Genomic DNA, 20548 nt, shown 5'->3' on the forward strand with positions numbered 1-20548 from the left:
AATGCAAGGCATTCTCTACGAAGAACCGACCGTTCTGCAGTTTGCGCTGGTTACGGTAGTGATGGGCGGATGGACCGCCTGGCGCACCGGAAAGAGCGCTGCCGAGGGGTGGAGCAAATACTCGACGCTGGTCATCTACACCCTGCTTCTGGGTGTGGCGATCCGCTTCATCCACCATGCGCTTTTCAACGGCAGCATGTTGACTTTGCAATACTATATCGTGGACACCGTCGTGCTTTTGTTGTTTGCTACGGCCGGTTATCGCTACTACCGGACGAAGCAGATGGCCAACAACTACTACTGGCTCTATGAGAAGGCGTCGCCGTTCTCGTGGAAGTCCAAATAACAGAGGGAACCCCGTGGCGGCGCCGGGTGCGCTATCGCGGATACAAGAATACCGGCGCGATTATGGTGGGTATCGTGACCGGTTTTAAACGACACCCGCTCAAATTTTTTGGGAGTAACAAGATGAAAAAGTCACTTTTGTCAGCTGTTGCGCTGACTGCAATGGTTGCTTTCAGCGGCACTGCATGGGCTGATCTGCTGGTTGGCGTTGCCGGCCCGCTGACGGGACCGAACGCAGCTTTCGGCGCGCAGCTCCAGAAGGGTGCTGAGCAGGCAGCGGCTGACATCAACGCCGCCGGCGGCATCAATGGTGAGCAGATCAAGATCGTGCTCGGCGACGACGTTTCCGACCCGAAGCAGGGCGTTTCCGTCGCCAACAAGTTCGTGGCTGACGGCGTCAAGTTCGTGGTCGGCCACTTCAACTCCGGCGTTTCGATCCCGGCTTCGGAGGTCTACGCGGAGAACGGCATCCTGGAAATCACCCCGTCTGCGACGAACCCGGTCTTCACCGAGCGCGGCCTGTGGAACACCTTCCGTACCTGCGGCCGTGACGACCAGCAGGGTGCCGTTGCCGGTGCTTTCATCGGCGCCAACTTCAAGGATGGTAAGGTTGCCGTCGTTCACGACAAGACGCCTTACGGCCAGGGTCTTGCTGACTTGACCAAGGCTGCCATGAACGAAGCCGGTGTGAAGGAAGTCATTTACGAAGGTATCACGACTGGCGACAAGGACTTCTCGGCCCTGATCGCCAAGATGAAGGAAGCCGGTGTAACGGTGGTCTACTGGGGCGGTCTGCACACTGAAGCCGGCCTCATCATGCGCCAGATGGCTGACCAGGGCCTGAAGGCCACTTTCATGTCCGGCGACGGTATCGTTTCGAACGAACTTGCTTCGATCGCTGGCGACGCTGTTGACGGCACGCTGATGACGTTCGCTCCGGATCCGCGCAAGAACCCGGCTGCAAAGGAACTGGTTGAAAAGTACCGCGCTGCCGGCTTCGAACCGGAAGCCTACACGCTGTACTCCTATGCCGCTCTGCAGGTTATTGCAGAAGCTGCAAAGACGACCGGCGGCAACGACCCGCAGGCAGTTGCTGAAAACATCAAGGGCAAAGGTCCGTTCCACACCGCCATCGGCGAATTAAGCTATGACGAAAAGGGCGACATCACCCGTCCGGACTACGTCATGTACACCTGGAAGAAGGGCGACGACGGCAAGTACACCTACTTCCAGAACGAGTAGTCGTTCCGGTCATACATATTGGTCCATCTGGATCGCGAAAGGCCCGGCATTGCCGGGCCTTTTTGCATTTGCGTACTTGGATGAAAACGGGCGCCTTTATCTGCCCCGAGCGGTCCGCTATCGCAGCAGCGAAGACCTCAGCGTTGCGATTTCCGTCTTGAGCCGCGCTAGTTCGTCCATCTCCAGGCCGCTTGCTTCGAGAATGCAGGGCGGGATGGTTTTTGCCTGTTCCTGAAGGGCGCGTCCCGCTACCGTCAGTTGCACCCGCACCTGCCGCTCGTCCGTCCTATCGCGGGTCCGCACGATAAAGCCAAGAGCTTCCAGGCGCTTCAGCACCGGCGTCAGCGTGCTCGATTCCAGAAACAGCTTTTCACCGAGGCTTCCGACCGTCTGGTCATCCTGCTCCCAGAGCGTGACCATGGCGATATATTGCGTGTAGGTGAGTCCGATCGCGTCAAGAAGCGGCTTGTAGACGCGGTTGAGGGCGTGATGCGCGGAATAGATCGCGAAGCAGAGGAAGTCGTCGAGTTTGGCTGTATGCGCTTTGTCGTTCAGTGTCTGATCCATTGTGCTTACCCTTCATCCAATGGCTGCAAAATAAATCGTTCGCGATTTAATCGCAAGGTATTGACACGAGAAAACTCGGCGGGTAATTGTTGGCAACGATTTAATCGTGCACGATATTAAATCGGCATCGCGCCAATCAGAGCGCTTGCGGCCGAAATTCGAATATTTATATCGCGCGCGATTAAGTCGGTACAAAATCAACTGCGCAGCCGCAACCGGCATCGCAAATGAAGAAGGAGAATGTCATGTCCGACAGCACCCAGGAACAGAATTTTTCCCGCCGCAATATCCTGCTTGCCGGCGTCAGCGGAGCAGGGATCGCTGCAGTTTCGGGCGCCCTGGTCGGCTCGACTGCGGTTGCCCAGGACCAGGCCGCATCGGTGGCCGCGAGCCAGGCTCCGGCACAGCGCAACGTCAACACCATCACCACGCGCGATGGTGTCGAAATCTACTACAAGGACTGGGGTTCGAAGGATGGCCCGGTCGTCATCCTCAGCCACGGCTGGCCGCTCTCCTCCGACAGTTGGGAAGCCCAGGCACTTCATCTCGCCAATAACGGCTTCCGCGTCATCACCCATGACCGCCGTGGCCACGGCCGCTCTTCCCAGCCCTGGGACGGCAACGACATGGATCACTATGCCGATGACCTGGCCGACCTGATCGAAGTGCTCGGCTTGAAGAATGTCTCGCTGTTCGGCTTCTCCACCGGTGGCGGCGAGATCAGCCGCTATATCGGCCGCCACGGCACCAGCCGTGTCGCCAGGGCTGGCCTGATCTCCGCCGTACCGCCACTGATGCTGAAGACGGCCGCCAATCCCGGTGGCCTGCCGATCGAAGTCTTCGATGGTATTCGCGCCGCTTCGATCGCGGACCGGTCTCAGCTCTACAAGGATATCGCGTCCGGCCCGTTCTTCGGCTTCAACCGTCCCGGCGCCAAGGCCTCGCAGGGCATGATCGACAGCTTCTGGCTGCAGGGCATGATAGCCGGCCACAAGAACACCTATGACTCGATCAAGGCGTTTTCGGAAACCGATTTCACCGAGGACCTGAAGAAGTTCGACGTTCCGACGCTGATCGTCCACGGCGACGACGACCAGATCGTGCCAATCGACGCCGCAGCCCGCGCTTCCAAGAAGCTGGTGCCGCATGCCACGCTGAAGGTCTATGCCGGCGCGCCGCATGGTATCACCGATACGCATAAGCAGCAGTTGAACGACGACATGCTCGCCTTCCTGAAGAGCTGACCGGAACCGATCGAGGCGCCATTTTAGCGCCCCGATCTGCATATCTGTTTCAACCGAATGGCCGCTGGTTTGCGGCCGTTCCTGTGTTAAGTGTCTGCTCCAGATACCAGCCAGGAGCAGCCGATGACCCAGAAACCACGCATTCTCGTCACCCGCCGCTGGCCCGAGGCAGTCGAGCGGGTTCTCGCCGAACGGTTCGACGCTTCGTTCAATGTCTCGGATATCGCCATGGATTCGGCGGCACTTGCCGAAGCGCTCCGTTCTTTCGACGCAGTGTTGCCAACGGTATCCGACCGCCTGCCGGCTTCGCTTTTCGAGACCAATGACATCTGCACGAAAATTCTCGGAAATTTCGGCGTCGGCTATAATCACATCGACATCGCTGCTGCAAAGGCGCGCGGCATTGTGGTCACCAACACGCCGGGCGTTCTCACCGATTGTACGGCCGACATCGCCATGTCGCTGCTGCTTGCCGTTGCGCGCCGGGCAGGCGAGGGCGAGCGCGAGGTCCGCTCCGGGCGGTGGACCGGCTGGCGGCCGACGCACATGATCGGGACCAAGGTGACCGGCAAGACGCTGGGGATCATCGGCTTCGGACGGATCGGCAAGGCCATGGCAAAACGCTGCCATTTCGGCTTCGACATGGACGTCGTTTTCTACAACAGGTCGAAAATAGATGCCGCGGAAGCATCGCAGTTTGGCGCGCGGCAACTGGACACCGTCGAGGAGGTGCTGGCCGTCTCCGATTTCGTCTCGTTGCATTGCCCCGGCGGCGGCGAAAACCGGCATCTGATCAATGCACAGCGTCTGGCGGTGATGAAGCCGGAAGCTTTCCTGATTAATACCGCCCGTGGCGATGTCGTCGATGAGGGGGCTTTGATCGAAGCGCTGGAAACGGGCGTCATCCGTGGTGCCGGCCTCGATGTCTTCGAGGCGGAACCTAGGGTGCCCGAGCGACTGCGTGCCCTCGAAAATGTTGTGCTGCTGCCGCACCTCGGCAGTGCCACGGAAGAAACGCGAACGGCGATGGGCATGAAAGTCGTCGAGAACGTCACGGCGTTCTTCGAAGGGCGGCAGCCTCCGGATCGCGTGGCATAAGCCCCTGACTTTAAAAGACTAAATATTAGCATGTTGCGATATTGCAACGTGGCGTGATTGTCGATGGCGACCGATTGCCGACCCGGGGGAATCGGCAGATAATGCTTAAATATAAGGCAGGCTGGCGCGTCGCCCAAAGACTGTATTGACGGCGCCATGCCCAGGAACGGACGCAGGTCCCAAAAGGGATCGTGCCGATGTCGGCGCCGGCGAAGTTTACCGCGCGTCAGCCGGTATGTGGGAAGAAATGCTTCAAGGGCGGGAACAGCAGTGGTCCCAAACCAGGAGTTCTTCATGCGCTTCTCAAAGGTAGCCTACCGCCCAGTCGCCGATGGACATGTTTCGGCTGCGATCCCCGTCATGCAGGAAGGAAGATACTATCTCACGTGGCTGATACCGCCGCTGATCGTAGCTAGCCTATGGCCTGCGGTGGGAAAGGCGCATGATGCGCCGTCCGGCTGGAGCTATCCGTTCTCCTGCTGCTCCAATCAGGATTGCCGGCCGGTTGCCACGAAGGCAATCAGCGAGAAGCCGCAAGGCTATGTCATCAATGTCACCGGTGAGGTCGTGCCCTACGCGGATACGCGCGTCCGGTCCTCGCCGGACGGCGAATTTCACTGGTGCTCGGTCGCAGGCGAGGCAAAGAGCCGGACCCTCTGTCTCTTCGTGCCACCGCGCTCCTTCTGAGACCGCCTACTGCATAATTCCTTAAATCGGATTCGATTTAAGGAAAAATTATGCAGCAGATCAAAGTGTTACAGCGACCTTTGCGCGTCTGAAAAGACGCGCGGCGCTGTAAAGCGCATCGCGTCAAAACGGATGCGCTTTAGGTTTTTGTTTTTATGCATGTCGTTGTCCCAAAACCGCGGCACACTTTTGGGCGACATGCATTAGACCTCACGCAAAGCGTTCGCCGCCTTGACGGCGGCAGACGCCCGGTTTTCGACGCCGAGCTTCACGTAGATCTGTTCCAGGTGCTTGTTGACCGTGCGTGCGCTCAGTCCCAGGATTTCGCCGATGTCGCGGTTCGACTTGCCCTTGGCGATCCAGAGCAGCACCTGGGCCTCGCGCACCGTCAGCGAAAAATTCTGTCGGAGAATTTCGTCGTCGCTGGTCTGGCTGACGCCGGTAAGGCGGAAGAGGAATTCGTCGCCGCCGATGGCGCCGAGATAGGCAAGCTGCAAGACCGGTTGTCCGTGTTGGTGGATCATCAGCGGGTCCTTCGAGACGCCGTGTTTTTCGCGCTCCTCCAGCCAGTTGCGGATATGGTCGGCGAGCGTCTCCAGCCCATCATCCCGGCCCGTCGCGGCATTGACCAGCCGCGTCGCCTGCGGCGTCGACCATTGGATACTTCCGGATCCGCGCACGGCAAGCAGGTGCCGCCCGGCCGCATCCAGCGCCACGCGCGCGCTTTGCGCCGAGCGCGCATTGGCAAGGTGCACGCGGATACGGGCGCGCAGTTCATCGATGTTGATGGGCTTCGAAAGATAATCGACACCGCCGGATTCCAGCGCGTGGACGATATGTTCGGTTTCCGTCAGCCCGGTCATGAAGATCACCGGAACCTGGGCGATGCCAGGATTGGCCTTCAGGTTGCGGCAGGTGTCGAAACCGTCCATGCCCGGCATGACCGCGTCCATCAGGATGATATCCGGCGTGATGCGATCGACGACGTTGATCGCTGCCTTGCCCGAGGTGGCGATCAGCACCGAGAAGCCGGATTGTTCGAGCGCATCGGTGAGGAAGCCCAGCGTTTCCGGAGAATCATCCACGATGAGCACGATATCGCGTGGATGGACTGCTTCATTCACCGGCGGCTCTCCCTTGTTTGTTTATGCTCTGGAGGAAATCCGCATAGCCGGCAAGGTCGAAGGCCTGGACATAGGTCTTCACAGCCTCGGTAAAGGGCTGATTTTCCTCCGAGCGCGCGAGATCGGCGAGCTTCGCCTCGATGCCGCGGACATAGCCGATTTCACCCAGCCGGATCAGTTCCTCGACATGGGCAACACCGGGCGTCCTGACCTCGGCATTGACCTTTGGCTTTGGCGGAGGTGCAGCCGTATCGCTGTATATCCATTCGAGCGCCAGATGGACGGCCAGCTTGTCGTGCAACTGGCGGATATCGAAAGGTTTGGTCAGGGTATCGTTATGGCCGGTATGGGTATCCGCCTCCGTGCCATCGCCGATATTGGCCGACAGCATGATGATCGGAGCGGTTTGCTCGTGCTCGCGCAGCCGCGTGACCAATTGCCAACCGTTCATGCCCGGCATGGAGATGTCGATCAGGAAGAGATCGGGTTTGATGCCCTCGATCAGCGTCAGACATTCCGTGCCGCTAGCTGCCGTCAGCACGACGAAATCGAGCGGCATCAGAACCTCGCGCATCAGGTCGCGGTGATCCTCGTTGTCATCGACGACGACCACGGTCCGACGCGGCCCGGCATAGCCGGCGATCTTGCGTATCGAGGGCAGGGAGGCGGTCGGCCGGTTGATTGCAGACAACATCAGGCGGACCCGAAAGCTCGAGCCCTTGTCGCGCTCGCTGTCGACGACGATCTCGCCACCGAGCGTCTGGGTCAGAAGACGGGTGATGGTGAGCCCCAGCCCAAGGCCCGGCATCGGCCGGACATGTTCGGCCTCACCGCGCTGGAAGGGCTCGAAAATGCGCGGCAGGTCGGCTTGCGAAATGCCGCGGCCGGTGTCGGAAACGGTGAAGGTTGCAACCTGGCTGCGATAGGCGACGTCGAAGCGGATTGTGCCGGTGTCGGTGAACTTGATGGCATTGGAGAGCAGATTGACGAGGATCTGGCGCAGGCGTTTCTCGTCGGCGCGAACATATTGGGGAAGGGCGCTTGCCCGCTCATGCGCGAAGATCAGTCCTTTGGCCTGCGCCTGCGGGCGGAACATGTCGACGATCTGGTCGAGGAAATCCTGGATATTGATCTCGTTCGAATAGACTTGCAGACGGCCGGCCTCGATCTTGGAAATATCGAGCAGCCCGTCGATCAGGCCCGACAAGTGGTCGGCGCTGCGCTTGATCACCTTGATCGCCGACTGGCGCGGGGCCGGTATGGTTTCGTCGCGTTCGAGGATCTGCGCATAGCCGAGAACGGCATTGAGCGGCGTTCTCAGTTCGTGGCTCAGACCCACCACATAGCGGCTCTTGGCGCGATTGGCGGCCTCCGCCGTCTCCTTGGCATATTGCAGTGCCGCATCGGTCTTCTTGTGGGCGGCGATTTCCTTCAGGAGCAGCGTGTTCTGGCGCGAGGATTCCTCTTCCGCCACGAGCCGGCTGTCATGCGCCAGCACATAAAACCAGCAGACGATTCCTGTGACGACGGCAAAGACGAAGAAGACCACGCCGATCGTCCGGTTGATCACCGCCGCCACCTCCGGCGACGCCGTGCCGGTCTGGTGGGCGATCATTGCCAGAATGACGCCGATGCCGGCGACGGAGAGGACGACGGCGATGCCGTATCGCCCGAGGCGAGTGGACAGCGTTTCCGTCACCTTCTGCGGCAGCAGCGTCTTGGCGACCACGGCGGTTTGATAGTTGAAGCTCGCATGCGGCTTGCACATGTCGTGGCAGCGGCTGTCGAGCGAGCAGCAGAGAGAGCAGATCGGCGCCGAATAGGCCGGGCACCACGCCATGTCCTCGGGTTCGAACGGATGTTCGCAGATCGAGCAGGTGACGGTCGAGAGCTTCTTCCAGCTCTGGCGCGGCTTGCGGGCGAGATAGTATTTGCCCTTGGTGGCCCAGGCGATGGCGGGGGAGGCGATGAAGGCGGTGATCAGCGCGATATAGGGCGCCAATGACGATGCCATCGCGCCGAACAGTCCGAAATGGGCGGTGAGGGCGATCAAGGCCGACAACGTCATGGCGCCAACGCCGACGGGGTTGACGTCGTAGAGATGGGCGCGCTTGAACTCGATATTCGGCGGTGCCAGCCCCAGAGGCTTGTTGACGAAGAGGTCGGCCGAGATCGTGCAGAGCCAGGACATGGCGATGATCGAGAAGATGCCGAGCGTTTCTTCCAGCAGCTTGTAGATGCCGAGTTCCATCAACAGAAGTGCGATCGCCACGTTGAACATCAGCCAGACGACGCGGCCGGGGTGGCTGTGGGTGAGGCGTGAGAAGAAGTTCGACCAGGCGAGCGATCCCGCATAGGCATTCATCACGTTGATCTTCAGTTGCGAAACGACCACGAAGGCCGCCATCAGCAGCAGGGCCGCATTGTGCCAGGGGATCATGTAGCCGAAGGCGGTCAGGTACATATGCGCCGGGTCCGCGGCATCCTCGACCGGAATGCCTGCGCTAAGACAGAGGACGACGAGAAACGAACCAGCCAGCAGTTTTGGCGCGCCGACGATCACCCAACCGGAGCCGGCCAGGAATACGGCGATCCGGTGATGCAGCTTGCGCTGCCCTTCCGGCGGCAGGAAGCGCAGAAAGTCCACCTGCTCGCCGATTTGCGCCATCAGGGCGAGAATGACGGCGGAGGCCGCCCCGAATTCGGCAAGCGAAAATGGCGCGAGCGAGCCCGGAGCGCCGGCTTCCTTGTGGGCGCCGGCAAAGGCGAGCCAGAGGTCGAACTTGCTCCAGTCGGCGAGTGCGATGAAGATGAAGGGCAGGATGTTGAGAATGATCCAGAATGGCTGGGTAATCAGCTGGAACTTGCTGATCAGCCGAACGCCATGCGTCACCAGCGGGATGACCATGACGGCGCTGATGATATAGCTGATCCAGAGAGGGATGCCGAGCGCCAGTTCCAGCGCCGCCGACATGATCGAGGCCTCGATGGCAAAGAGCATGAAGGTGAAGCTCGCATAGATCAGCGAGGTGATGGTCGAGCCGATATAGCCGAAGCTTGCGCCACGCGTCAGAAGATCGATATCGACGCCATGGCGGATGGCGTAGCGGCTGATCGGCAGGCCGACACAAAGCATGACAATGCTGGCGGCAAGAATGGCGATGACGGCGTTGGTCGTGCCGTAGGACAAGGTGATGGCGCCGCCGATCGCCTCCAGCGCCAGGAAAGAGATCGCCCCGATCGCCGTCTGCGAAATGCGCTGCGAGGAGAATTGCCGGGCGCTCTTGGCGGTGAAACGCAGCGCGTAGTCTTCCAGCGTCTGGTTGGCGACCCAGCGGTTATATTCGCGCCGGACCGGAATGATGCGCTGGCGGGCTGTCATCTGCTGTGTCGGTTCCCCTTGCCATCGTCATGGCTGTTGTCCTGGGCGGCGTCTTCGCAGCCGCAACAAAGTCGTAACACAGAAGATCGTTATCCTTAAGTGCTGCGTTGCACACTTCGCCCCCGTGCCTACGTCAATTGACGTATACAGGTTTCGCCGCCCCCAGCGGATAGTTCCTTTACGAACGGTAAAGGTCTCCCTAGAGCCGTCGTCAAAGAACGAGAGGGGTTCACAATGAAAATCAAATCTCATGTCATGAGCGCATTCCTCGCCGGTGCGCTTGCCACGACCGCATTCTCCGGCGTTTTTGCTGCCGAAGACACGATCAAGGTCGGCGTTCTTCACTCGCTTTCGGGCACCATGGCCATTTCCGAGACGACGCTCAAGGACGCCATGCTGATGCTCATCGAAGAGCAGAACAAGAAGGGCGGCCTTCTCGGCAAGAAGCTCGAGGCGGTCGTTGTCGATCCGGCGTCCGACTGGCCGCTGTTTGCTGAAAAGGCGCGCGAGCTGATCTCCGTCAACAAGGTTTCGGCTGTCTTCGGTTGCTGGACTTCGTCGTCGCGCAAATCCGTTCTGCCGGTCTTCGAAGAGCTGAATTCGCTGCTCTTCTACCCGGTCCAGTACGAGGGTGAAGAATCCTCGCGCAACATCTTCTACACCGGTGCTGCGCCGAACCAGCAGGCAATCCCGGCTGTCGACTACCTGATGGAAACGGAAGGCGTCGAGCGCTTCGTGCTTGAAGGCACCGACTACGTCTATCCGCGCACGACCAACAAGATCCTCGAAGCCTATCTGATCGCCAAGGGTATCCCGAAAGAAGATATCCTGATCAACTACACGCCGTTCGGCTTCTCCGACTGGCAGACGGAAGTGGCGAAGATCAAGGAATTTGGCTCGGCCGGCAAGAAGACCGCCGTCGTCTCGACCATCAATGGCGATGCCAACGTCCCCTTCTACAAGGAACTCGGCAACAAGGGCATCAAGGCAACCGATATTCCGGTCGTCGCGTTCTCGGTCGGCGAGGAAGAACTAGCCGGTCTCGACACCAAGCCGCTGGTCGGCCATCTCGCCGCCTGGAACTACTTCCAGTCGGTCGATGCTCCGGTCAACGCCGAATTCATCAAGCAGTGGCACGCCTTTACGAAGAACGACAAGCGCGTGACCAACGATCCGATGGAAGCTGCCTATATCGGCTTCAGCGCCTGGGTGAAGGCCGTCGAAGCTGCCGGCACGACCGACACCGACGCCGTTCTCGACACGATCATCGGCACCAGCGTTCCGAACCTTTCGGGCGGCTACTCCACCGTCATGCCGAACCACCACATCACCAAGCCGGTGCTGATCGGTGAAATCCAGGAAGACGGCCAGTTCGAAATCGTCCAGCAGACCCCGGCCGTCGTCGGTGACGAATGGTCCGACTACCTGCCCGACTCGAAAGACCTGATCTCCGATTGGCGCAAGCCGATGTCCTGCGGCAACTTCAACGTTGCCACCGGCAAGTGCGGCGGCAAGGGCTCCTGATTTCATCAAGGCCAGCATAATCCGGAAACGGCTTTCGGGCCGTTTCCCCCAAATCAATTTATGACCTTTTGATTTGCCACGAATACCTCCGTCCGGCTTTCCCATCTGGACGGAGGACTCCTTTGCCCCATGTCTGGCATGGTTTCTGCATGGCGTAGGGGTCGGGCAGAGCATCCAGATGCAGGTCCTGTCCGATCTGATCGTCGGACGAAGGCATTGCGGAAACTTTAAGCAGCGGCGCCAGCGGTGAAGCATTAGCCGGAATACGCGGCGTCAGCCAACGGAACAAGAAGAGCTCATGTATCGCGCCATCCAGACCTTCCTTGTCGCTCTCTGCCTGCTGGTCAGTTGCCTTGCAACCGGTCTGCGCGCACAGGAAGACATCCGGCCTCTGGTCGATGCGCTCGGGGCCGGTGGCTTTCCGCAAAAGATCGTGGCTGTTAAAGCGCTGGCTGCCTCGGGTGATGCCAAGGTCGCCGTAATCCTGCAGAACCTCAGCGACGGCAAACTTTATGCACCCAAGACTGGTGGCTCGGTTTATCTCATGGGACCGGCGGATGGCGCCTACCTCGATGTCCTGACCGGTGCGCCGGCAGCCGATGCTCCGGGCAATCTCGCCAAAATCAAACTCAACAACGGTCTGCGCGGCGCAATCGGCGCGGCACTCAGCCAGCTGACGCTTTTGAGCCCCGATCGGGCTGCGCGTCTGACCGCGTCGCAGGACCTGCTCAAGGATGCCGACCCCGACAATCTCGAGCTTTTGAACTCCGCGCTGGCGCAGGAGAAGGACGCCGAGGTCAAGGCGACCATGGAAGCGGCACGTGCCGTCATTCTGCTCAAGACCGACGCCAGCGCCGAGGACAAGAAGACCGCCATCGACACGATCGCGGCGCGCGGAAATCGCGATGCGCTGACGATCCTGACCGCGGCCCTGGAGAATGCGCCGGAAGACCTGAAACCGGCGATCGAGCAGAACATCGCGTCGATTGAGACCAGCCTCGCCATATGGGATGTGGCGCAGAACATCTGGTATGGCCTGTCGCTCGGCTCCGTTCTGCTTCTCGCCGCCATCGGCCTTGCCATCACCTTCGGCGTCATGGGTATCATCAACATGGCGCATGGCGAAATGGTCATGCTCGGCGCCTACACCACCTATGTCGTGCAGCAGACGCTTCATGCCGTCGCGCCTGGCTTGAGTGATTATTCGCTCGCCTTTGCGGTTCCTGCCGCCTTCCTGTTCACCGGCCTGGTTGGCGTCGGCATCGAGCGCAGCGTCATCCGCTGGCTTTATGGCCGGCCGCTGGAAACCCTGCTTGCCACTTGGGGCATCTCGCTGATCCTGCAGCAGGCGATCCGCACCACCTTCGGGCCGACCAACCGGCAGGTGGACAATCCGAGCTGGATGTCGGGCGCCTTCGATGTCGGTGGCCTCGCCATCACCTACAACCGCATGTGGATCATCGTCTTCTCGCTCGGCGTCTTCATCGCGCTGCTTTTGCTGCTCAAGCGCTCCAAGTTCGGCCTGCAGATGCGCGCCGTCACACAGAACCGCCGCATGGCCTCCTCCATGGGCATCCGCACGCCTTGGGTCGATGCGCTGACATTCGGCTTGGGGTCCGGCATCGCCGGCATGGCGGGTGTTGCGCTCAGCCAGATCGACAACGTCTCGCCCAATCTCGGCCAGAACTACATCATCGACAGCTTCATGGTCGTGGTCTTCGGCGGTGTCGGCAATCTCTGGGGCACGCTGGTCGGCGCGCTGACGCTCGGCATCGCCAACAAGTTCCTCGAGCCCTATGCCGGCGCGGTGCTGGGCAAGATCCTGATCCTCATCTTCATCATTCTCTTCATCCAGCGGCGGCCACGCGGCCTGTTCGCGCTCAAGGGAAGGGCGATCGAACAATGATCACGCAAATGCTGTTCAGCCGGCACGAGAAGAAAATCCTCTGGGCCGTGGCGCTCATCCTTCTCGCAGCAGCCCTCGTGCCGCTCGCCAATCTCCTGATCCCGGAAGGCAGCGCCTTCCACGTCCCGGGCTACCTGGTGCCGCTTCTCGGCAAGTATCTGTGCTACGCGTTGCTGGCGCTCGCGCTCGATCTCGTCTGGGGTTACTGCGGCATTCTTTCGCTCGGCCATGGCGCGTTCTTCGCGCTCGGCGGCTATGCCATGGGCATGTACCTGATGCGCCAGATCGGCGACCGGGGCGTCTATGCCAATCCGCTACTGCCGGATTTCATGGTGTTCCTGAACTGGAGCGAACTGCCGTGGTACTGGTCCGGTTTCAACCATTTTGCCTTTGCGGCGTTGATGGTTCTGCTGGTGCCTGGCCTGCTGGCTTTCGTGTTCGGCTGGTTCGCCTTCCGCTCCCGCGTCACCGGCGTCTATCTGTCGATCATCACACAGGCGATGACCTACGCGCTGTTGCTCGCCTTCTTCCGCAACGAGATGGGTTTCGGCGGCAACAACGGCCTCACCGATTTCAAGGATATCCTCGGCTTCAACGTCCAGGCCGGCGGCACCCGCGCGACGCTGTTTGCGGCAACTGCCATCGCTCTGGCTCTGGCCCTCGTCCTGAGCTCCGCCATCGTCCGGTCCAAATACGGCAAGGTGCTGGTCGGCGTGCGCGATGCCGAAAGCCGGACCCGCTTCCTCGGCTACCGTGTCGAGAACATGAAGCTCTTCATCTTCACCGTTTCGGCGATGATGGCAGGCGTTGCTGGCGCACTCTATGTGCCGCAGGTCGGCATCATCAACCCCGGTGAATTCGCGCCGGCAAACTCGATCGAGGTGGTCATCTGGACGGCGGTCGGCGGGCGCGGCACGTTGATTGGACCGATCATCGGCGCCGTCCTCGTCAATTTCGGCAAGAGCATCTTCACCGCCGCGTTTCCGGAATTCTGGCTGTTTGCGCTCGGCGCCCTGTTCGTGGCAACGACGCTGTTCCTGCCCAAGGGTGTTGTCGGCACGGTCCAACAGTTCGTCGCATCTCGCAAGGAACAGAGACAAGCCGATGCCGCCGAACAGGCCTATCAGGACAAGGCGGCTGCCGAGGCGCAAAGCCAGCTCGCGACACTGAAACCCCAGGCTGCGGAGTAAGATCAATGGATGAAAAGACCTCGCGCAGCCTTCTCTATCTTGATGGTGTCTCGGTTTCCTTTGACGGTTTCAAGGCGCTGAACGCGCTGTCCTTCGTGGTCGAACCGGGCGAACTGCGTGCCATCATCGGCCCGAACGGTGCCGGCAAGACAACGATGATGGACATCATCACCGGCAAGACCCGGCCAGACTCGGGCCAGGTCTTTTTCAACGGTGATATCGACCTCACCAAGAAGGACGAGGCCGACATTGCCCAGCTCGGCATCGGCCGCAAATTCCAGAAGCCGACGGTCTTCGAAAGCCATACGGTCTGGGACAATATCGAGCTGGCGCTCAACCGGAAGCGCGGCGTGTTCGCCACGCTGTTCTACCGCCTGTCGGCAGAGGACAAGACACGCATCGAGGAAATCCTCGCAACCGTCCGCATGACCGCGCGCAAGGACGATCTCGCCGCCAATCTCTCGCATGGGCAGAAGCAGTGGCTGGAGATCGGCATGCTGCTCGCGCAGGAGCCGAAGCTGCTCCTGGTCGACGAGCCCGTGGCCGGCATGACGGACGCCGAAACGGCGGAAACGGCGATCCTGCTCAAGGAAATCGCCAAGACCCGCTCGGTCGTCGTGGTCGAGCATGACATGGGCTTCATCCGCGATCTCGGTGTCAAGGTGACGTGTCTGGCGGAGGGCTCGGTGCTGGCCGAAGGCTCGATCGATTTCGTCAGCAACGATCCGAAGGTGATCGAGAACTATCTGGGGCGGTGAGATGCATTACAATGTTTCGACGTTTGATGTCCAAAGGGGGCCGCTAACACCCCCCTCTGTCGCTTTGCGACATCTCCCCCACAAGGGGGGAGATCGTTCTTTTCCCTTATTTGCGCTGAAGCCGATGGCAATCTCCCCCCTTGTGGGGGAGATGTCGGCGTCGCCGACAGAGGGGGGTGAAGCCCCACATTCGAAAGGTGCCGTATGCTGACTGTCGACAACATCAATCTCCACTACGGTGCTGCCCAAGCCTTGCGCGGTGTCTCCATCACGGCGCCCATGGGCAAGATCACCTGCGTGCTCGGCCGCAATGGCGTCGGCAAGACCAGTCTCTTGCGCGCCATCACCGGTCAGCATGGGCCAAGCGCCGGTACCATTACCTTCAATGATATTCCGCTGAACGGCATGGCACCCTACAACCGGGCCAAGCACGGCATCGGCTTCGTGCCGCAGGGCCGCGAAATCTTTCCGTTGCTGACGGTCAAGGAGAACCTGGAATCGGGCTATGCGCCAGTGGCGCGCAAGGACCGTTTCATTCCGGAGGATATTTTCAATCTCTTCCCGATCCTGCGCTCCATGCTCGGCCGCCGCGGCGGCGACCTCTCCGGCGGGCAACAGCAGCAATTGGCCATTGGTCGGGCGCTGGTGACGCGGCCGAAGATCCTCGTTCTCGACGAGCCGACCGAAGGCATCCAGCCGTCGATCATCAAGGATATCGGCCGGGCGATCCAGTATCTGCGCGATTCAACGGGGATGGCAATTCTGCTTGTGGAACAATATCTTGACTTCTGCCGCGAGCTTGCAGACCATGTCTATATCATGGATCGGGGCGAGATCGTGCATGAGGGGCCGGCAGAGACGCTGGACACGCCGGAAGCACGCCGCCACCTGACAGTTTAACGGCGGATTTCATGGCTGAAACGGCGGCAATCGCTCCGCAAAGAGCGTGGGGCAAGGGACGGCTGGTGGCAAAGCCATTTGCCGGGCGCACGCGGCTCGCCGAATTCTATCAGGAAGGCTGCGCCAAGATACGGCTGCCGGACACGTTCGACGCGACGATGGAGGCGGTGTTGATCAACAGTTCCGGCGGGCTGACCGGCGGCGACCGCATGGAGTGGGAATTTTCGGCCGGAGAGGGCACGCATCTCACCCTGACGACCCAGGCTTGCGAGAAAATCTACAAGGCCAGTGCCGGAACAGCGGCAGTCACGGCGACGATCGCGGTCGGGGCAGGGGCGACGGTGCACTGGCTGCCGCAGGAAACGATCCTGTTCGACCGCGCCTCTCTGTCGCGCCGGCTCGACGTCGACATCGCCGAGGGTGGCGAGTTCCTTGCCGTCGAGGCCATCCTGCTGGGCCGCAAGGCCATGGGCGAGGTTATGCGGACGGGGCTGTTTCAGGATTGCTGGCGTATCCGCAAGGGAGGAGTTCTGCTGCATGCCGAAAATCTGCGCCTGAACGGCGATGTAGCCGCGCTGACGCAGGAGGCCGCCACGCTCGGCGGGCAGGTCGCCTTTGCCACGCTCTTCTACAGCGGCATGGACTGCGAGCAGCAGGTGGAGAAACTGCGTGCTCTGATCGGCGGTGCAAATGGCGGGATCAGCCATTATCAGGTTGCCGGACAGGACAAGCTGATTGCCCGCCTCGTCGCCGCCGACGGCTTCGCCTTGAGAAAAATCCTCATCCCGGTCATTTCGCACTTGCGCAAGGGCGCTTCCGTGCCGAAAGTCTGGAACCTGTAATCGACACGCAATCTGGTGACCGCGCATGAATCTCACTCCTCGTGAAAAAGACAAACTGCTGATTTCGATGGCGGCGATGGTGGCCCGCAGGCGCCTGGAGCGCGGGGTGAAGCTCAATCACCCCGAGGCGATCGCACTGATCACCGACTTTGTCGTCGAAGGTGCGCGCGACGGCCGCTCCGTCGCAGACCTGATGGAGGCGGGCGCCCATGTCATCACCCGCGCCCAGGTGATGGAGGGCATTGCGGAAATGATCCACGATATCCAGATCGAGGCGACGTTTCCGGATGGTACCAAGCTCGTCACCGTCCACGAGCCTATTCGCTGAAGGAGCGGGCGATGCTGCAACTGAGACCGAATTGCGAATGCTGCGACAAGGATCTGCCACCGGGCAGCCGCGAAGCGATGATCTGCAGTTTCGAATGCACCTTCTGCGCGCAATGCGCATCCGACGTCCTGGACGGGCATTGCCCGAACTGCTCAGGCGAACTCGTCCGGCGCCCGGTTCGCCCGGCGGCCAAACTGCGCAAATTCCCGGCGTCCACCGAACGCGTCTTGAAGCCGGACGGCTGCGCGCCGATCCAGGCGGCCTGAACAGGAGAGATAGATCATGATCCCCGGTGAAATCATTGCCGCTAGCGGCGAGATCGAGTTGAATGCCGGTCTGGAGACCGTGACGCTCGAGGTCTCGAACACGGGCGACCGGCCAATCCAGGTCGGCAGCCATTATCATTTCGCCGAGACCAATGCCGGTCTGTCCTTCGACCGGACGCTGGCACATGGCAAGCGTCTCGACATTCCGGCTGGCACTGCGGTGCGCTTCGAGCCCGGGCAGACACGCAACGTGACGCTCATACCTTATGCCGGCAAGCGCGAAGTCTACGGTTTCCAGCAGAAGATCATGGGCAAGCTATGAACCGGTTCCATCCTGCAAGCGTAATCGTGGCGGGCTTTCTGGCCTTTGCGCCGCTTGCGCTGGCGCAGGAAGAGCCGCAGGTCGATTGCGAGAACGCGATGACCCAGTCGGACATGAATTTCTGCGCCAACAAGGACTATGAAGCGGCCGACAAGGAACTGAACGCCGTCTACAAGACGATGATGACGGCGATGCAGGAGACCGACAAGGAACTCGGCGAGATCGACCCGAATTATGTCGGTGCCGTCGAGGCGTTGAAGAAGGCGCAGCGTGCCTGGATCGGCTATCGCGACGGCCAGTGCGAGCTCGCCGGTTTCGAGGCGCGGGGCGGATCGATGGAGCCGATGCTGGTGTCCGGTTGCCTTGCAGACCTGACGAAGAAGCGCACTGCGGAATTGAAGAGCCTGACCGAAGGCCTTGGAAACTGAGAGGCGCAAGGTGACCGTGAGCCGAACCATCATGATTGTCGGAAACGGGCCGGTACCGGAAGGTGCGGCGCCTGTCATCGACGCAGCCGACCTGGTGATCCGCTTCAACGACTGCCGCTCCTGCGGCGCGGGTGGCGAGAAAACCGATATCGTCGCCGTCTGCAATACCGGACGTCCGGCGCTGGCGATGCTGGGTGGCGGCGGGTGGAAATCGAATGCAGCCGTGCGGCAGGCACGCGAAATCTGGTGCGCTCGGGCGGCTGAAAAGTTTCGGGAGCTCCGGCCGGAAATTGAGAAACGCCACCCTCATCTCGATGATCTTTGCGACGACTATACGGATGGCTTTCGGGCCTTTGCCGAGGCGACCGGCCGAGCCTTCCATACCGTTCCGGCGTCTACACACGAAAACGCAGATGCCGAACTGAAACGCTTTGGTCCCGGCGACTATGTTGTGCCGAGTAGCGGCCTGATTGTCGTTGCTGAAGTGCTTGCCCATTGGTGCGGCGCGAGCGACCGCGTGGTGATCGCCGGTTTCGGCCATGCCGGTTGGGAGTGGCACCCGTTCGCGGCTGAGCGCCGTTATGTCGATGACCTGATTTCAAAGGGGCGCCTGGCGCGCCTCGATCAAAATTATCTATCCGCTTTTGCCCAGGGAGCCTGATACCATGTCCTACAAGATGTCGCGCGCGGCCTATGCCAATATGTTCGGCCCCACTACCGGCGACAAGGTTCGGCTGGCCGATACGGAGCTTTTCATCGAGGTGGAGAAGGATTTCACCACCTATGGCGACGAGGTGAAGTTCGGCGGCGGCAAGGTCATCCGTGACGGCATGGGCCAGAGCCAGGTGACGCGCGCCGAGGGGGCTGTCGATACCGTCATTACCAATGCGCTGATCGTTGATCATACCGGTATCGTCAAGGCGGATATCGGCCTGAAGAACGGCCGCATTGTCGGGATCGGCAAGGCGGGCAATCCGGATACGCAGCCAGGGGTCACCATCATCGTCGGTCCCTCGACGGAGGCGATCGCGGGCGAGGGCAAGATCGTCACGGCCGGCGGCATGGACAGCCACATCCACTTCATCTGCCCGCAGCAGATCGAAGAGGCACTGATGAGCGGCATCACCACCATGCTCGGCGGCGGTTCCGGTCCCGCACACGGGACGCTCGCCACGACCTGCACCGGTGCCTGGCATATCGAGCGGATGATCGAGAGCTTCGATGCCTTCCCGATGAACCTCGCGCTTGCGGGCAAGGGCAACGCGTCGCTGCCTGCCGGTCTCGTAGAAATGGTGCTTTCCGGGGCAAGTTCGCTGAAGCTGCACGAAGACTGGGGCACGACCCCGGCCGCCATCGACTGCTGCCTGTCGGTTGCCGACGAATATGATGTGCAGGTGATGATCCACACCGATACGCTGAACGAGAGCGGTTTTGTGGAGGATACGATCGCGGCGATCAAGGGCCGCACGATCCATGCCTTCCACACCGAAGGGGCGGGCGGTGGCCATGCGCCGGATATCATCAAGATCTGCGGTCAGCCGAACGTCATCCCGTCCTCGACCAACCCGACGCGGCCCTACACGAAGAACACGCTGGCTGAACATCTCGACATGCTGATGGTCTGCCACCACTTGTCGCCCTCCATTCCGGAGGATATCGCCTTTGCCGAAAGCCGCATCCGCAAGGAAACGATCGCGGCGGAAGACATCTTGCACGATATCGGTGCCTTCTCGATCATCTCGTCCGACAGCCAGGCCATGGGCCGCGTCGGCGAAGTGGCGATCCGCACCTGGCAGACGGCCGACAAGATGAAGCGCCAGCGCGGCCGGCTCACGCAGGAAACCGGCGAGAACGACAATTTCCGGGTCAAGCGTTACATCGCCAAATATACGATCAACCCGGCAATCGCCCATGGCGTCAGCCATGAAGTCGGTTCGATTGAAATCGGCAAGCGTGCCGATCTAGTCATCTGGAACCCGGCCTTCTTCGGCGTCAAGCCGGACATGGTTCTGCTCGGCGGCTCGATCGCGGCAGCCCCGATGGGCGACCCGAACGCCTCGATCCCGACGCCGCAGCCGGTGCATTATCGCCTGATGTTCGGCGCCTATGGAAAGAACCGGACGAATTCGTCGGTCACTTTCGTCAGCCAAGCCTCGCTCGATGCGGGCCTTCGAGGCAAGCTCGGGGTCGCCAAGGAACTGGTGGCGGTGCAGAACACGCGCCATGGCATCGGCAAGCACTCGATGATCCACAACAGCCTGACGCCGCATATCGAGGTCGATCCGGAAACCTACGAGGTTCGCGCCGACGGTGAACTGCTGACCTGTGAACCGGCAACCGTACTGCCGATGGCACAGCGCTATTTCCTGTTCTAGCGAAGGCGAGAAACCGCTAA

20 protein-coding genes are annotated in these 20548 nt (G+C 60.7%); 17 read left to right on the forward strand and 3 right to left on the reverse strand.

Annotated features, from left to right (window positions below; genetic code table 11):
• Position 1 precedes the first annotated feature (1 nt).
• Positions 2-346 (forward strand): DUF6867 family protein, encoded by a 345-nt coding sequence (locus tag ACSQ3F_RS11625; protein ID WP_436100352.1) that lies wholly within the window; start codon positions 2-4, stop codon positions 344-346.
• Positions 347-468: 122 nt separating this feature from the next.
• Positions 469-1587, forward strand: a complete 1119-nt coding sequence (locus ACSQ3F_RS11630; RefSeq protein ID WP_436100353.1) for a branched-chain amino acid ABC transporter substrate-binding protein — start codon at positions 469-471, stop codon at positions 1585-1587.
• Between the two features lie 117 nt (positions 1588-1704).
• Here the strand turns inward: ACSQ3F_RS11630 and ACSQ3F_RS11635 are convergent, their stop codons facing one another.
• The gene (locus ACSQ3F_RS11635; protein ID WP_436100354.1) at positions 1705-2154 is read right to left on the reverse strand and encodes a MarR family winged helix-turn-helix transcriptional regulator; all 450 of its coding nucleotides are present in this window, start codon (positions 2152-2154) and stop codon (positions 1705-1707) included.
• 245 nt (positions 2155-2399) lie between these two features.
• On the opposite strand from ACSQ3F_RS11635, the gene ACSQ3F_RS11640 reads away from it, so the two are divergent.
• The 3 genes from ACSQ3F_RS11640 to ACSQ3F_RS11650 all read left to right on the forward strand — a co-directional run bounded on the left by ACSQ3F_RS11640 (position 2400) and on the right by ACSQ3F_RS11650 (position 5183).
• Positions 2400-3398 carry an alpha/beta fold hydrolase gene (locus ACSQ3F_RS11640; protein ID WP_436100355.1) on the forward strand — a complete coding sequence of 333 codons (999 nt, stop codon included), beginning with the start codon at positions 2400-2402 and terminating at the stop codon, positions 3396-3398.
• 123 nt (positions 3399-3521) lie between these two features.
• Positions 3522-4496, forward strand: coding sequence for a 2-hydroxyacid dehydrogenase (locus tag ACSQ3F_RS11645; protein ID WP_436100356.1), 975 nt, complete (start codon positions 3522-3524; stop codon positions 4494-4496).
• 360 nt (positions 4497-4856) lie between these two features.
• Positions 4857-5183: a hypothetical protein gene (locus ACSQ3F_RS11650; RefSeq protein WP_436102118.1), complete on the forward strand. Its 327-nt coding sequence runs from the start codon at positions 4857-4859 to the stop codon at positions 5181-5183.
• Positions 5184-5386: 203 nt separating this feature from the next.
• On the opposite strand, the gene ACSQ3F_RS11655 is transcribed toward ACSQ3F_RS11650, so the two are convergent.
• Both ACSQ3F_RS11655 and ACSQ3F_RS11660 read right to left on the reverse strand, forming a co-directional pair.
• Positions 5387-6307, reverse strand: coding sequence for a response regulator (locus ACSQ3F_RS11655; protein ID WP_436100357.1), 921 nt, complete (start codon positions 6305-6307; stop codon positions 5387-5389).
• A complete protein-coding gene (locus ACSQ3F_RS11660) occupies positions 6300-9689 on the reverse strand; it encodes a hybrid sensor histidine kinase/response regulator (RefSeq protein WP_436100358.1) in 3390 nt (1129 codons plus the stop codon). Before ACSQ3F_RS11660 ends, ACSQ3F_RS11655 begins: the two co-directional genes overlap by 8 nt.
• A 234-nt stretch (positions 9690-9923) precedes the next feature.
• Here ACSQ3F_RS11660 and urtA point away from each other — a divergent pair, with 234 nt between their 5' ends.
• The 12 genes from urtA (at position 9924) to ureC (ending at position 20528) form a co-directional block, all read left to right on the forward strand.
• A complete protein-coding gene (urtA, locus tag ACSQ3F_RS11665; protein ID WP_436100359.1) occupies positions 9924-11213 on the forward strand; it encodes an urea ABC transporter substrate-binding protein in 1290 nt (429 codons plus the stop codon).
• A gap of 298 nt (positions 11214-11511) precedes the next feature.
• Entirely contained in the window at positions 11512-13119 is a 1608-nt protein-coding gene (gene urtB / locus ACSQ3F_RS11670; protein ID WP_436100360.1) for an urea ABC transporter permease subunit UrtB, read from the forward strand.
• On the forward strand, positions 13116-14309 hold the full coding sequence (gene urtC, locus ACSQ3F_RS11675) for an urea ABC transporter permease subunit UrtC (protein ID WP_436100361.1): 1194 nt from the start codon (positions 13116-13118) through the stop codon (positions 14307-14309). The genes urtB and urtC overlap by 4 nt, the downstream gene beginning before the upstream one ends.
• 5 nt (positions 14310-14314) lie before the next feature.
• Positions 14315-15067, forward strand: a complete 753-nt coding sequence (gene urtD, locus ACSQ3F_RS11680; RefSeq protein ID WP_436100362.1) for an urea ABC transporter ATP-binding protein UrtD — start codon at positions 14315-14317, stop codon at positions 15065-15067.
• A gap of 204 nt (positions 15068-15271) precedes the next feature.
• Entirely contained in the window at positions 15272-15967 is a 696-nt protein-coding gene (gene urtE / locus ACSQ3F_RS11685; protein ID WP_436100363.1) for an urea ABC transporter ATP-binding subunit UrtE, read from the forward strand.
• Between the two features lie 11 nt (positions 15968-15978).
• Positions 15979-16809, forward strand: a complete 831-nt coding sequence (locus tag ACSQ3F_RS11690; RefSeq protein ID WP_436100364.1) for an urease accessory protein UreD — start codon at positions 15979-15981, stop codon at positions 16807-16809.
• A gap of 25 nt (positions 16810-16834) precedes the next feature.
• A complete protein-coding gene (locus tag ACSQ3F_RS11695) occupies positions 16835-17137 on the forward strand; it encodes an urease subunit gamma (RefSeq protein ID WP_436100365.1) in 303 nt (100 codons plus the stop codon).
• An 11-nt stretch (positions 17138-17148) separates the two neighbouring features.
• Complete coding sequence (locus tag ACSQ3F_RS11700; RefSeq protein WP_436100366.1) at positions 17149-17403, forward strand: DUF1272 domain-containing protein; 255 nt, start codon at positions 17149-17151, stop codon at positions 17401-17403.
• 16 nt (positions 17404-17419) lie between these two features.
• Entirely contained in the window at positions 17420-17725 is a 306-nt protein-coding gene (locus ACSQ3F_RS11705; RefSeq protein ID WP_436100367.1) for an urease subunit beta, read from the forward strand.
• Entirely contained in the window at positions 17722-18153 is a 432-nt protein-coding gene (locus ACSQ3F_RS11710; RefSeq protein WP_436100368.1) for a lysozyme inhibitor LprI family protein, read from the forward strand. Before ACSQ3F_RS11705 ends, ACSQ3F_RS11710 begins: the two co-directional genes overlap by 4 nt.
• Positions 18154-18163: 10 nt before the next feature.
• Complete coding sequence (locus ACSQ3F_RS11715) at positions 18164-18814, forward strand: Urease operon accessory protein (RefSeq protein ID WP_436100369.1); 651 nt, start codon at positions 18164-18166, stop codon at positions 18812-18814.
• Between the two features lie 4 nt (positions 18815-18818).
• Positions 18819-20528 (forward strand): urease subunit alpha, encoded by a 1710-nt coding sequence (ureC, locus tag ACSQ3F_RS11720; RefSeq protein WP_436100370.1) that lies wholly within the window; start codon positions 18819-18821, stop codon positions 20526-20528.
• The last annotated feature ends 20 nt before the right edge of the window (positions 20529-20548 follow it).

It is taken from the genome of Pararhizobium sp. LjRoot238 (assembly GCF_964252955.1).
In the GTDB taxonomy this organism is placed as follows: Bacteria; Pseudomonadota; Alphaproteobacteria; order Rhizobiales; family Rhizobiaceae; genus Pararhizobium.

Coding starts and splice junctions, on each gene's coding strand:
- ACSQ3F_RS11690 (WP_436100364.1), top strand. CDS start 15,979: ATGGCTGAAACGGCGGCAATCGCTCCGCAAAGAGCGTGGGGCAAGGGA.
- ACSQ3F_RS11700 (WP_436100366.1), top strand. CDS start 17,149: ATGCTGCAACTGAGACCGAATTGCGAATGCTGCGACAAGGATCTGCCA.
- ACSQ3F_RS11695 (WP_436100365.1), top strand. CDS start 16,835: ATGAATCTCACTCCTCGTGAAAAAGACAAACTGCTGATTTCGATGGCG.
- ureC (WP_436100370.1), top strand. CDS start 18,819: ATGTCCTACAAGATGTCGCGCGCGGCCTATGCCAATATGTTCGGCCCC.
- urtC (WP_436100361.1), top strand. CDS start 13,116: ATGATCACGCAAATGCTGTTCAGCCGGCACGAGAAGAAAATCCTCTGG.
- ACSQ3F_RS11640 (WP_436100355.1), top strand. CDS start 2,400: ATGTCCGACAGCACCCAGGAACAGAATTTTTCCCGCCGCAATATCCTG.
- ACSQ3F_RS11625 (WP_436100352.1), top strand. CDS start 2: ATGCAAGGCATTCTCTACGAAGAACCGACCGTTCTGCAGTTTGCGCTG.
- ACSQ3F_RS11650 (WP_436102118.1), top strand. CDS start 4,857: ATGCAGGAAGGAAGATACTATCTCACGTGGCTGATACCGCCGCTGATC.
- urtD (WP_436100362.1), top strand. CDS start 14,315: ATGGATGAAAAGACCTCGCGCAGCCTTCTCTATCTTGATGGTGTCTCG.
- ACSQ3F_RS11645 (WP_436100356.1), top strand. CDS start 3,522: ATGACCCAGAAACCACGCATTCTCGTCACCCGCCGCTGGCCCGAGGCA.
- ACSQ3F_RS11630 (WP_436100353.1), top strand. CDS start 469: ATGAAAAAGTCACTTTTGTCAGCTGTTGCGCTGACTGCAATGGTTGCT.
- urtB (WP_436100360.1), top strand. CDS start 11,512: ATGTATCGCGCCATCCAGACCTTCCTTGTCGCTCTCTGCCTGCTGGTC.
- ACSQ3F_RS11705 (WP_436100367.1), top strand. CDS start 17,420: ATGATCCCCGGTGAAATCATTGCCGCTAGCGGCGAGATCGAGTTGAAT.
- urtA (WP_436100359.1), top strand. CDS start 9,924: ATGAAAATCAAATCTCATGTCATGAGCGCATTCCTCGCCGGTGCGCTT.
- ACSQ3F_RS11635 (WP_436100354.1), bottom strand. CDS start 2,154: ATGGATCAGACACTGAACGACAAAGCGCATACAGCCAAACTCGACGAC.
- ACSQ3F_RS11710 (WP_436100368.1), top strand. CDS start 17,722: ATGAACCGGTTCCATCCTGCAAGCGTAATCGTGGCGGGCTTTCTGGCC.
- ACSQ3F_RS11660 (WP_436100358.1), bottom strand. CDS start 9,689: ATGACAGCCCGCCAGCGCATCATTCCGGTCCGGCGCGAATATAACCGC.
- urtE (WP_436100363.1), top strand. CDS start 15,272: ATGCTGACTGTCGACAACATCAATCTCCACTACGGTGCTGCCCAAGCC.